Annotated in this window: 9 protein-coding genes and 3 pseudogenes; 3 read left to right on the top strand and 9 right to left on the bottom strand. The window is 70.8% G+C overall.

Annotation, left to right across the window (positions count from 1 at the left end; all coding sequences use genetic code 11):
• Window positions 1-123: 123 nt before the first annotated feature.
• On the bottom strand, window positions 124-1,098 hold the full coding sequence (locus ACWCP6_RS31355; protein ID WP_450935974.1) for an acetylxylan esterase: 975 nt from the start codon (window positions 1,096-1,098) through the stop codon (window positions 124-126).
• 110 nt (window positions 1,099-1,208) lie between these two features.
• On the opposite strand from ACWCP6_RS31355, the gene gndA reads away from it, so the two are divergent.
• Window positions 1,209-2,648 (top strand): NADP-dependent phosphogluconate dehydrogenase, encoded by a 1,440-nt coding sequence (gndA, locus tag ACWCP6_RS31350; RefSeq protein ID WP_450935973.1) that lies wholly within the window; start codon window positions 1,209-1,211, stop codon window positions 2,646-2,648.
• Between the two features lie 382 nt (window positions 2,649-3,030).
• Here gndA and ACWCP6_RS31345 read toward each other — a convergent pair whose 3' ends face one another.
• The 6 genes and pseudogenes from ACWCP6_RS31345 to ACWCP6_RS31320 all read right to left on the bottom strand — a co-directional run.
• A complete protein-coding gene (locus ACWCP6_RS31345) occupies window positions 3,031-3,375 on the bottom strand; it encodes a GNAT family N-acetyltransferase (RefSeq protein WP_450935972.1) in 345 nt (114 codons plus the stop codon).
• 30 nt (window positions 3,376-3,405) lie between these two features.
• Complete coding sequence (gene panD / locus ACWCP6_RS31340; protein WP_450935971.1) at window positions 3,406-3,834, bottom strand: aspartate 1-decarboxylase; 429 nt, start codon at window positions 3,832-3,834, stop codon at window positions 3,406-3,408.
• A 187-nt stretch (window positions 3,835-4,021) separates the two neighbouring features.
• Window positions 4,022-4,312, bottom strand: a pseudogene (locus tag ACWCP6_RS31335) (short-chain fatty acyl-CoA regulator family protein).
• Between the two features lie 467 nt (window positions 4,313-4,779).
• Window positions 4,780-6,594, bottom strand: coding sequence for an FAD-dependent oxidoreductase (locus ACWCP6_RS31330; RefSeq protein WP_450935970.1), 1,815 nt, complete (start codon window positions 6,592-6,594; stop codon window positions 4,780-4,782).
• Complete coding sequence (locus ACWCP6_RS31325) at window positions 6,594-6,857, bottom strand: UBP-type zinc finger domain-containing protein (protein ID WP_450935969.1); 264 nt, start codon at window positions 6,855-6,857, stop codon at window positions 6,594-6,596. Before ACWCP6_RS31325 ends, ACWCP6_RS31330 begins: the two co-directional genes overlap by 1 nt.
• A 10-nt stretch (window positions 6,858-6,867) precedes the next feature.
• A pseudogene (locus ACWCP6_RS31320) lies at window positions 6,868-7,247 on the bottom strand (thioredoxin family protein); the annotation flags it as partial.
• A gap of 236 nt (window positions 7,248-7,483) precedes the next feature.
• Here ACWCP6_RS31320 and ACWCP6_RS31315 point away from each other — a divergent pair.
• Window positions 7,484-8,377: pseudogene (locus tag ACWCP6_RS31315) on the top strand (FUSC family protein); the annotation flags it as partial.
• A 97-nt stretch (window positions 8,378-8,474) separates the two neighbouring features.
• On the opposite strand, the gene ACWCP6_RS31310 reads toward ACWCP6_RS31315, so the two are convergent.
• A complete protein-coding gene (locus ACWCP6_RS31310) occupies window positions 8,475-8,978 on the bottom strand; it encodes a phosphate-starvation-inducible PsiE family protein (protein ID WP_450935968.1) in 504 nt (167 codons plus the stop codon).
• A 364-nt stretch (window positions 8,979-9,342) separates the two neighbouring features.
• Between ACWCP6_RS31310 and ACWCP6_RS31305 the strand changes: the two genes are divergently transcribed.
• Window positions 9,343-10,293, top strand: coding sequence for an SDR family NAD(P)-dependent oxidoreductase (locus tag ACWCP6_RS31305; protein ID WP_450935967.1), 951 nt, complete (start codon window positions 9,343-9,345; stop codon window positions 10,291-10,293).
• Between the two features lie 217 nt (window positions 10,294-10,510).
• Here ACWCP6_RS31305 and ACWCP6_RS31300 read toward each other — a convergent pair whose 3' ends face one another.
• On the bottom strand, window positions 10,511-10,999 hold the full coding sequence (locus ACWCP6_RS31300) for a tyrosine-type recombinase/integrase (RefSeq protein ID WP_450935966.1): 489 nt from the start codon (window positions 10,997-10,999) through the stop codon (window positions 10,511-10,513).
• Between the last annotated feature and the right edge of the window lie 355 nt (window positions 11,000-11,354).

Raw genomic sequence — 11,354 nt, 5'->3', positions numbered from 1 at the left:
GCTTCCCCCACGGGACCTCAGGACTTCAGGACGTCGGCGTGGAGTGACCTGAAGTCCGTCGGCCGTCTCGGACCCCTCCGAAGGACGGTGACGGCCCCGCCCGCCGCGGGGGCGCGCCCGTCGTCAGCCGCGCAAGCGGGGCGGAAGCCAGCGCAGTTGGGCGGCCTGCTGGTGGGGCCCGCCGCCCTCGTGGTCGTTGAAGGCGTACACCTCGATCGACTTCTCCCCGCCCGCGTAGGCGTTGAAGGCGGCGAACACCGTCGAGGGCGGGCACGTCAGGTCCTCCAGCGCCGCGGAGAACAGCGCGGGCGCCCGGCCGCGTGCCGCGAAGTGCACGGCGTCGAAGTACGAGAGCGTGCGGAAGGTCCGCTCGTCGGCACCGCGGTGGACCTTCAGGTAGAGGGCGATCTCGGCGTACGGGTGACGGTCGGTCAGACCCGTGGAGCGCGGGAAGTCGCACAGGAACGGCACGTCCGGGGCAATGGCGACGAGGTCCGGCACGAGGCCTCCGACGGCGAGGGTCAGTCCGCCGCCCTGGCTGGCGCCCAGCGCGGCGACCCGCGCCGTGTCGACCAGCGGATGCGCACGGGCGGCCTCCACGGCACGTACGGCGTCCGCGTACACCCGCCGGTAGTAGTAGTCGTGCGGGTCCTCGATGCCGCGGGTCATGAAGCCGGGGTACGCGGGTGCGCTGCCGACCGGGTCCGGCGTGTCGCCCGGCGCCGAGCCGCTGCTGCCCTGGCCGCGGGTGTCCATGACGAAGTGCGCGAAGCCCGCCGTGGCCCAGAGCAGGTGCATGTGCGGCAGCCCGCGCCCGCCGCCGTATCCGATGTACTCGACGACGGCCGGCAGCGGCTCGCGCGCCCCGGCGGGCAGGATCAGCCAGCCCTTGACCGGGTGGCCGCCGAAGCCGGCGTACGTCACGTCGAGGACGTCGACCCCGGAGAGCGGGACGTCGACGGGGACGAAACGCGGGTCGAGGTCGTGTTCACGCACCTCCGAAAGGGTCTTCTCCCAGAAGGCGTCGAAGTCGTCGGGTTCCGGCAACGCGGGCCGGTAGCGGCGGAGTTCTTCCAGGGGCAGGTCGAAATGAGGCACTGGCAGCTTCCGTTTCGTATGAGGTGTCGGCGGGGCTACGGCACTGGACCGTATGCCCCGGAGCGATACTTGCCGCACGTCCGGCTTTACCGATTTCAGGAGCGACAGGCATGAGCACTTCAGCCCAGATCGGCGTCACGGGGCTCGCGGTCATGGGGCGCAACCTCGCCCGCAACTTCGCACGGAACGGCTATGCGGTCGCCGTGCACAACCGCACCGCGGCGCGGACGCATGCCCTGGTGGAGGAGTTCGGACAGGAGGGCACCTTCGTCACGGCCGAGACCCCCGAGGACATGGTGGCCGCGCTGGAGCGGCCGCGGCGTCTGATCATCATGGTGAAGGCGGGTGAGCCCACCGACGCGGTCATCGAGGAATTCGCGCCCCTGCTGGAACCCGGCGACATGATCGTCGACGGCGGCAACGCGCACTTCGCGGACACCCGGCGCCGCGAGCGGGACCTGCGCGAACGCGGCATCCACTTCGTGGGCTCCGGCATCTCCGGCGGCGAGGAGGGCGCCCTGCACGGGCCCAGCATCATGCCGGGCGGCTCCGCGGAGTCGTACGCCTCGCTCGGGCCGATGCTCGAGAAGATCTCCGCCAAGGCCAAGGACGGCGCGCCCTGTGTGACGCACATCGGGCCGGACGGCTCGGGGCACTTCGTGAAGATGGTCCACAACGGCATCGAGTACGCGGACATGCAGCTCATCGGTGAGGCGTACCAGCTGCTGCGCGATGTGGCGGGCTACTCCCCCGCGCAGATCGCGGAGATCTTCCGGACCTGGAACACCGGGCGCCTCGACTCCTATCTGATCGAGATCACGGCGGAGGTCCTGTCCCACGTCGACGCGGCGACGGGCAGGCCCTTCGTGGACGTCGTGCAGGACCGCGCCGAGCAGAAGGGCACCGGCCGCTGGACCGTGCAGATCGCGCTCGACCTGGGCGTTCCGGTGTCGGGTATCGCGGAGGCGGTCTTCGCACGGTCCCTGTCGGGTCACGCGGAGCTGCGGGAGGCCTCGCGCGGACTGCCGGGTCCGACGGCGTCACCGCTGGACGACACCGAGGCGGCGGCGTTCGCCGACCGGGTGGAACAGGCCCTGTACGCGTCCAAGATCGTCTCGTACACGCAGGGCTTCCACGAGATCGCCGCGGGCAGCGCGGAGTACGACTGGGACATCGATCTCGGCGCGGTGGCCTCGATCTGGCGCGGCGGCTGCATCATCCGCGCCGCCTTCCTGGACCGTATCCGTGCGGCCTACGACACCCGGCCCGACCTGCCGAGCCTGCTCTCCGACAAGACCTTCGCCGAGGAGATCGGCGCGGCCCAGGACGACTGGCGGGACGTGGTGTCGACGGCGGCCCGCCAGGGCGTGCCCACGCCCGGGTTCGCGGCGGCGCTCGCCTACTACGACGCGCTGCGCGCCGAGCGCCTGCCGGCGGCCCTGACCCAGGGGCAGCGGGACTTCTTCGGGGCGCACACCTACCGGCGCGTCGACCGCGACGGGTCGTTCCACACGCTGTGGGGCGGCGACCGGTCGGAGGTGACGGCGTAGGCCTGGGCGCCCTGCGAGGGTCCCGGCTCCGGCTGGGGCGTCGGCTCGGGGCCCGGCGTGGGCGGGATCGGGGACGGATTGGGCTCCGGTACCGGCTGGGGCCCCGGTTCCGGCACCGGGTTCGGGAACGGCCCCGGTGTCGGCGGCGAGGGGCGGTCCGGACCCGGCCCGGGCGACGGGACGGGCCGCAGTGGATCGGGGTTCGGATGCGTCATGACGGCCTCCGGGCCGGTGCGTACGACGTGCCATCGGTCGTCGTACGGGTACCCGCCGCCCGCATCCCCACGCACTCCGCCGTTCGGGCGAACGTCCCCGGACGGAGCGCGGCAGGCCGGGTGTCCCGGGGCTTCGGCCCCGGGACACCCGGCCTGTTCGGCCGTCGCTACCAGCGGCCCTGGCGGGACTCCAGGTACCGGATGGCGTCACGGAACAGCTCCGGGTCCGGGGCCGGAGCCTCCTCGGGGTGCCGGTCGGCCCACTTGCTGACGTACGGGCACAGCGGGACCACCTGCACGGACTCGCGCCCCGCGGTCGCGTAGAGCTCGCGTGCGAGGGAGCCGCCGATGCCCCGTCCCTCGTGCGTGGGCTCCACGATCGTGTGGACGGGCACCAGGGCCCCCTGCGGCTGTTCCAGGACGAAGTACTGGATGTACCCGACGACTTGGCCGTCCTCGAGCGCCAGCAGCAGTCCCCGTGCACGGTCGTCCCGGATCTCGATGTCGCTCATGGGCTCTCCTCCACAGAGGCTCCAAGAGGGTCAGGCCGTGGCTGTCACCACGGCCTGCGGGCTGCGCGCCGTGTCGCTGCCGGGCACCGGCTCGGACGGGTCACCGCCCAGCGCCACGACGCGATTGTGCTGGTCCACGTGCACGACGCGCGGCCGCAGCGCGCGAGCCTCGGCGTCGTCGACCTGAGCGTAGCTGATGATGATCACGAGATCGCCGGGATTGACGAGATGGGCGGCGGCTCCGTTGATCCCGATCACCCCGGATCCGCGCTCGCCCTCGATGACGTACGTCTCGAGACGGGCGCCGTTGGTGATGTCGACGATGTGGACCAGCTCGCCGGGGAGCAGGTCGGCGGCGTCGAGCAGGTCCGCGTCGATGGTCACGGATCCCACATAGTGCAGGTCCGCCTGGGTCACTGTGGCGCGGTGGATCTTGGACTTGAATACTGTACGAAACACGAAGAAACTCCCGATTCGTCTGCTCCCTGCCTGCTATTGCAGGTCAAGGGCGGTCTTCGGAGGTTACATCGTTTCGCATGTTCGGCCAGCTGTCGCCAGGTGTTCGAGGACTCACACTCACCCGTTGCTGACTTTTCTGATGCCGCGCGAGAAGACGAGAGCCGGCCAGGTCAGGCCATGTCCTCTGTCACGGGGTACGGCACGAAGGTGCTGGTGTTCTGGTCGATCCCAGCGGGTGGCCGAGAGGTGGTGCGGCGCGCTGGGGGCAGTCGAGGCGTTCGCAGACGCGGCAGCCCATGCCGATGTGGGTGGCGGCGGAGAATTGGTGAGGTCGAGGCCGTCAGCGTAGACGAGGCGGTGGGGCGTGGCGGATCTCGCAGCCGAGGCCGATGGCGAAGGTCTTGCCGAGTTCGCCCCAGCCGCCGCGGTGCCGGGTAACGGCACGACCGGCCCACAAGTAGCGATGTTCCTCGGGCATTTCGGCGATCTGGACGTGGATGCGGCCGGGGGCGGATGCGGTGGGCGATCGGGCCATGATCGGTCGGTAGCCCGGGCTCTGACATGTGCGTCGAGACCATGCCGACCAACCGCACCGTGCAGGCCGTCGCCCCCGTCGCGACGGCAGCGGTGACGGACGCTGGTCCGGCACCGCTGGCTCGGTGGGGTCCCAGGCGGCGGTGCCCGCCGCCAGCCGCTGCGCCGCCCTGGGCGGCGTCTTCGCGCGCGCCCTCGCCGGACTCACTGATCTGGACCCGGCGGGGCCTGGCGGCTTCGGCCTTGGGAACGGTGATGCTGAGCAGTTCGTCGAACTCGACCAGGGGACTGAGGAGGGGTGGGTGCCCAGACGGGCCTTTCCTGCAGACCGCCACCGCGGTGGCGCCGGACGGGCATGGCCATCGTCATCGCCCCCTTCATCCTTCTCGTGATCTCATCGCCCGCCATTCGTCATGCGAGCCATGCGGACTCCTTGTGACGTAGGCGTGGGGAGACGTCCGAGCCGCCCGCGGCAACGGACGTGCCCGTGGTGCCGGGTGCGGCCGAGTGCCCCAGGTGCCGGTGCACGAAGTGGATGGCCATCGCGCCCTCACCGGCCGCCGAGGCCACCCGCTTCACCGAGCCGCTACGGACGTCCCCTACCGCGAAGACCCCGGGCAGGCTGGTCTCCAGGGTCATGCACGAGCGCCCGCGGCCGTGCCACACCTCGGGGTAGGCGCAGGCTTCCTGGGCCTCCGGGCCGGTGAGGACAAAGCCGCGGGAGTCGAGGGCGATGATGCCGGCGAGCCACTCGGTGTGAGGGTCGGCGCCGGTGAAGACGAACAGGCCCCGTACCGCGAGTCGGCGGTGCCCACCCGTGCGGTTGTCGACCACGTCGAGCTCCTCCAGCACCTCCTGGCCGATGACCTCGGTGACCTCGGTGTGCAGCATGACCTCCACCCGCGGATGGCGCTCGACCTGGTCGACCAGGTAGCGGGACATGTTGGCCTCAAGGCTGGGTCCTCGGACCAGCAGGTGTACCTTCGGCGCGTACCCGGCGAGAAACAGCACCGCCTGGCCCGCCGAGTTGCCTCCGCCGACGACTGCCACCGGGTCGGTGCGGCACTGCTGGGCCTCGTAAACGGTTGCCGAGTAGTGGACGCTCGTTCCCTCCAGGCGTTCGATGCCGGGCACCTGGAGCCGGCGGTAGCGGGCACCCGTGGCCAGGACGACGGCGCGGGCGGCGATCTCGCTGCCGTCGGCGAACGCCACCACGTAGTGGTCCTCGTGCTTGGGATGGAGACCGGTCGCCTCCACCGGAATGCTGATCCTGGCGCCGAACTTGTCGGCCTGGAGCACGGCGCGTTCGGTGAGTTCGGCGCCGGAGACGCCGGCGGGGAAGCCGAGCAGATTCTCGATGCGGGACGACGTGGCGGCCTGGCCGCCGGTGGCCATCGCCTCCACCACGGTGGTGCTCAGGCCCTCGGAGGCGGCGTACACCGCGGCAGCGAGGCCGGCGGGTCCGGAGCCGACGATCAGGACGTCGCCGTAACGGTCTCCGGCGGGCAGTGACGGCAGGCCGATGAGCCGGGCCAGTTCCGCGTTGCTGGGGTTGCGCAACAGGGTGGTGTCCCGCCAGATGACGAGCGGTGTCTCCTCCGGGCCGACGCCGAAGCGGCGCAGCAGGTCCTCGGCCTCCTCGTCGGTCTCCAGGTCGATCCAGCGGTGCGGCAGCCGGTTGCGGATGGCGAACTCGCGCAGCCGCCTGGTGTCGGGCGAGTAGCGCGAGCCGATGATGCGGAAGCCGGCGCCGTGTCCGACGAGCAGCGCGCGACGGCCCAGACAGGCGCGCAGCACGAGGTCTCCGATGGTGGAGTCCTGGGACACCAGGTGGCGCAACTGGTCCAAGAAGACGACGAGGACCTCGCCCGGCTCCCTGGCGACAGCGGTGTAGAAGGCCACCTGTCCGTGCAGCAGCCCGAGTTCGCCGATGAAGCGACCGGGGCCGTGCACGCGCAGCACGTGCTCCTCGGGAGTGCCGTAGTCCTCGACGACGGCGACGGTACCGCTGAGGACGACGAAGAACGTCTCGCAGCGCTCCCCCTCCTGGATCAGCACGTCGTTCGGAGCCATGCTCCGGCGTTGCCCGTGCTCCGCCAGACGTGCTATCTGGTCCTCCGTAAGGCGCGGATACGCGCCGTAGATGTCCGGGGTCTCCCAGAAGACGGCCTCGTCCGCTTCCTCCGGCACCGGTTCTTCGGCCGGCAGCGACTGGTCGCCGGGCATCAGACGAACGCCTCGTGAACGTAGCACCAGCGCCATTCCTCGCCGGGCTGGAACGACTGCACGACCGGATGGGCGACGGCAGCTGCGTGCCTACACGCGTGCTTGTTCGGCGAGGAGTCACAGCAGCCGACGTGCCCGCAGGTCAGGCAGAGCCTCAGGTGGACCCACGGGGAGCCGAGCAGCAGACACTCCTGACACCCTTCTGGGGTCAGCGGCTGGACCGGCCGGACAAGCGCGAGGTGGGGGTCTGCGCGCAGGGTCATCCGGATCACCCTTCCGGGCCGTGATCGACTGTTCCACCCACTGGCGCAGGCGGGGGCGGGCGCCGCCCCCTCCTGCCGGGCGACCGTCTCGCCCTGGTCGAGGACAAGCAGTGTCGGTACCGCCTGGACCTCGAAACGCTGCGACAGCCGCAGGTTCTTGTCGACGTCGACCTTGACGAGTTTGATTCGGCCGGCGAGATCGGTGGCGACCTTCTCCAGCGCGGGGCCGACCATGCGGCAGGGGCACCAGGTGACCCACAGGTCGACCACGACGGGGACGTCGGCCCGCTCGGCGACCTCGGTGAAGTCGTCGTCGCCCGCCTCCACCATCCACGGTAGGGGCTGCTTGCAGTGGCCGCACTTGGGGCGGCCCTCCGCAGCCACGGGCACCCGGTTGGTGCGCCCGTAGTTCGGACAACTGACGGCGCGACGGTCCGCGTCGACGCCGAGGCCCGGTAGGACGGACGACGGACGCTCAGCAGTGTCCGCAGTGGCAGCACCCCGTCCCAGCGGCTGCGGCCGCCAGCATGTTCCCGGGCCGTGTGGGAGGCTTCCTTGCCCGACGGCTGCTGCACCTCAGCCAGGCCGACGCGACCCGGCAGGGCCTTCCGGCTAGGCTCACACCCGTGACGTGGCTGCGGGCCTTCGGGGAGGTCGTGCGATCCGGGCTTACGATCGAGGAGACGCGGCTGGAGCCTCTGCTCGCGCTGCGCACGGCCGCTGGGGTGGCGATCGTCATCGGGCCGGCGCTGTGGCTGGTCTCCCCTGCGTATGCCGCGTCCGCCGCCCTCGGTGCCTACTCCGCGGGTGGGGCCACCTTCCAGCGCACCTGGCGTCCACGCAAGGTGATCGCGCTCGGCGCGGGCGCGGGTCTGGCGCTCAGCACCTTCGTGGGCTACCTGGCGGCGGGGCGACTCGTGACGTTCCTCCCACTGCTGGCCGTATGGGCCTTTGTCGCGGGGATGGCGTGGGCCGTCGGATCGACCGCTGGGATCGTCGCAGCGACGACCGTCGGCAGCATGCTGGTGACCATCACCCTGCCCACGAGCTTCGGGCGAGCCCTGGAACACGCCGGGGTCATCGCGCTCGGAGGCGTGGCGCAGGCCGTGCTGATCTTGCTGTTCCCGATCCGCCGTTGAGGGGCGCATCGTGACGCGCTCGCCGACGCCCTGGCCGCCGTGGCGGACTACGCCCGCCGGCTGCGGCACGACCCGACCGCCCCGTTCGACCCGGAGCCGTTGATGACGGCCCGGGACGCGGCCGCCGTGACGCCATCACAGGCCCGTACCCGTCCCCCCGTCCTGCACGGCCCCCGGGGACTCGCCGAGCGCATTCGGCCGGTCGTCGCCGCGCTCGCCGACCCGGACGTCGGCGCCCCGGCGGAGGGACCCGGACGGGACCGCGCGCGGGAGTTGCTCGACGCGGCCGCCGACGTCCTGGATGCGGCCGCCCGTTCGATCCGCCGCGGCACTCCCGCCGAGGTGCCGCCCGGGAGCACGGACGTCCTGCGCGTCGACGAGGGAACGTCGAGGGGATCGAACTGCTCATCCTGGCGGGGCTGATCCTCGTGATGGCGACAGCGGCGTACGTGTGGCGGCGCTCGACGCGGCCGGGAGACTACTTCCCGCTCCAGGAGGCGCGGCGTTCCCCGTCGCCGGCGCCGTCACCCACCCCGGGGCGCGGGTCCTGATCCGTCACCTTCCGCCGCCGCGGCCGCCCGCACCCGCTGCTCCTCGCGAGCGGAGCCGACGTCCACCGGAAGGACTTCTCCGTTTCGGCCGTCACGATGAGCACCTTGCGGATGCCGGCAATCAGGCCGACGACGAGGAACGGCTCCGCGTCGAGGGTCTGGTTCCTGATGGTGAGGCGGACGGTGTGGAGCAGCTCGGCCACGATGAACAGCACAAGGCCGTTGTCCAGGGCGGAGAGAACGACCGTCTCCTCGCGGTACGGACCTTGGATCGACCTGATGACGTCGTGGACGACCCCGACGGTCAGGAGCCCCGCGAGCAGTACGAGGAGCGCCGCGACGACGAGGTGGATGCCGTCCTCGATGAGTTGCAGGAGGCCCTGTACCCGGCCGCCCTCGATCTTCGGGAGAATGGGTCGCACAGTCAGCATGCTGGGGGTGCGGCGGCCCGCCGGCGCGGCGTGCTGCAGAACGGGTGGACCAGCGGACCCCTCTCTGTGGTAGGAGGGGCCTGCCCTCCGAGATGGCCCGGATCCTCACTCACCGCCTGCCGGAGGATCTGCGCTCCTTCGTCTTGAAGCGACGCGGTGACACGTGGCCTCTACTGCCAGAGAGGGCGCGGCACGCCCGGTCACGCCGCGCTTGAGGCTCGCACGTCAATAACGGCTCCGAGGTGTCGGAAGTCTGTCGTCGGTCTCCGTGATCTGTCGGCGGTATGTCGGTGGAGGTGGCGACCTTGGGCGGGTTGGTGCTCCCCATGAGCACGCTGCCTCAGAGAGCAAGGAGCCTGTCATCGTGTCTTCCGCATCCCAGAGCCGACCGTGGGACGTTCACCGGCTGCCCTCTGCCCAGGGCAGGATCTTCCTGGTCACTGGGGGTAACGCCGGGATCGGCTACTTCGCCGCAGAGCAGCTCGCCGCCACCGGCGCCCTCGTCGTACTCGGCAGCAGGGACGCCGCGAAGGCCGACGCCGCCATGGCCTCGATCCGCTCGCGCGTCTTCGGCGCGCATGTGCGGCACCTTCAACTGGACCTCGCCGACCTGTCGTCCCTGAAGACCGCCGTGGACAGGCTGGACCTCGATCATCTCGACGCGGTGGTCTACAACGCAGGTGTCGCGCTCGACGACCCGCCGCGTCGAGAGACCGAGGACGGCCACGAGCTGATGTTCGGCACCAACCACCTCGGCCACTTCGCGCTCACCCAGTGGCTGGCCCCCCTGCTGTCCGCGGCGTCGGCGGGCCGCATCGTGACGGTGGGAAGCTTCGCGGCGCGGTCGGAGCGACTGGACCTGGACGATCCGCAGTCGACCCGGGACTACCGGCCCAAGCGCACCTACGGCCGATCGAAGCTGGCGCAGATGTGCTTCGGCTTCGAACTCGATCGCCGCCTGCGTGCCGTCGGCAGCACGGTGCTCAGCGTGGTGGCCCATCCCGGCGGCGCACTGGACTCCCTCACTCCGTCCCGCCCGCCGGTGCGCGTGACAACCCCCGGTGAGCGGCTGCGCGCCTTGCCCGCCGGGCTCTTGGTGCAGGGCAAGGACGCCGGAGCATGGCCCGTCGTCCGTGCCGTCCTCGACTCGGAGGTGCAGGGAGGGCAGCTGTGGGGGCCGAGGGCCTTCGGCCTGCGTGGCAGACCACGGCGTGAGCCCGTCCCTTCTCACATGGCCGACCCGGCCGTCGCCACTCGCCTTTGGGCCGCCAGTCGTGAGCTGGCCGGCACCGATCCGAACCTCGGATTCCTGTAGTTCGGAGCCGCACCCAGTACAACCATCCGACGGCCAGCTGCCATGCTTCAGCCCGGCGTGGCGGGTCGCTCAGTCGCAACCAGGTGCCTGCAGGTAAGTCGTCGACCCAGATCATCGAGGCGCGGGGGCGGAGGCCGGCGAGGTAGCTCTCGTTGTCGTAGCCAATCCGCAGACGGTATAGCTGCAGACGAAGGACCTGCTGCCCAGCGAGGTCGATTCAGGCCGCTTCCCACAGACCGGCGTCCAGGAGGCGGGCCGCCTTGGTGATGCCTCCCGGCATCAGATGCCGGTAGGTGCGATGCGTCTCCTCGATGGACTTGTGTCCCATCCATTCCGCCACATCAGTGATCGGTATCCCATTTCCGAGCGCGTTCGAGGCGAAGTAGTGCCGGAAGCTGTACATGCCGACACCGTCCTCCGCAGGCAGGTTCTTGAAAAATCTCTGCACACGCCGACGTTCCATCGGCTCCGTGTAGTGGCCGCTCGGACCACGGAGCAAGTAGCCGTCACGCGTGGTGCCGTGCTTATCCTCGTACCGCTCCATGGCCTCCCGCACCGAGAGGGGCAGAGGCACCTCTCGGAACTCCCCCGCCTTGCGGTGCTTCAGCTTCGTCGGCCTGTGCGTGTTGGGGCGGATCTGCTCGTGCACCCTGTAGACATCGTCCGCCACGACGTTGTTGACGTTCACTGCCCTGTCAGGGCTCACGCCGACCGGTCACCGGCCCCTCACCGGCCCCTCCGACGTGCCGTCGAAAGGCCGTCCCCGCCGTGGCGGCTGTCGTCGGCGGTGCCGATGCGCACCGGGAGGTGGCGGTCGGCGACCGGGGGCTCCGGATACCGGCCCACGACGGACTTGAGCCCCGCATCTGTACGGAAGTGGGACACCCGCTCGCCTCCCACCGTCCCGCCGTCTCGTCACAGGGGACCGCGTCTCAGCAGGTCAGCGCGTGGGACGTCCCGGGAATGCGTCATCTCGGCAGCACCTGTGGCGGCCCCTGCTCCGCACCCCGCAGTCTTGTTGGCGAGCCGGCCGGCGCGGTCGGCCCACTCATGTCCCAGAG

The sequence above is a fragment of the Streptomyces sp. NPDC002004 genome, from assembly GCF_053593975.1.
The sequence above is the reverse complement of the archived record's forward strand: the minus strand, read 5'-3'. Positions and strand labels throughout refer to the sequence as shown.

Excerpts from the sequence above, each read along its gene's own strand:
- gndA (WP_450935973.1), top strand. The coding sequence starts at position 1,209 with ATGAGCACTTCAGCCCAGATCGGCGTCACGGGGCTCGCGGTCATGGGG.
- ACWCP6_RS31345 (WP_450935972.1), bottom strand. The coding sequence starts at position 3,375 with ATGAGCGACATCGAGATCCGGGACGACCGTGCACGGGGACTGCTGCTG.
- ACWCP6_RS31330 (WP_450935970.1), bottom strand. The coding sequence starts at position 6,594 with ATGCCCGGCGACCAGTCGCTGCCGGCCGAAGAACCGGTGCCGGAGGAA.
- ACWCP6_RS31325 (WP_450935969.1), bottom strand. The coding sequence starts at position 6,857 with ATGACCCTGCGCGCAGACCCCCACCTCGCGCTTGTCCGGCCGGTCCAG.
- ACWCP6_RS31310 (WP_450935968.1), bottom strand. The coding sequence starts at position 8,978 with ATGCTGACTGTGCGACCCATTCTCCCGAAGATCGAGGGCGGCCGGGTA.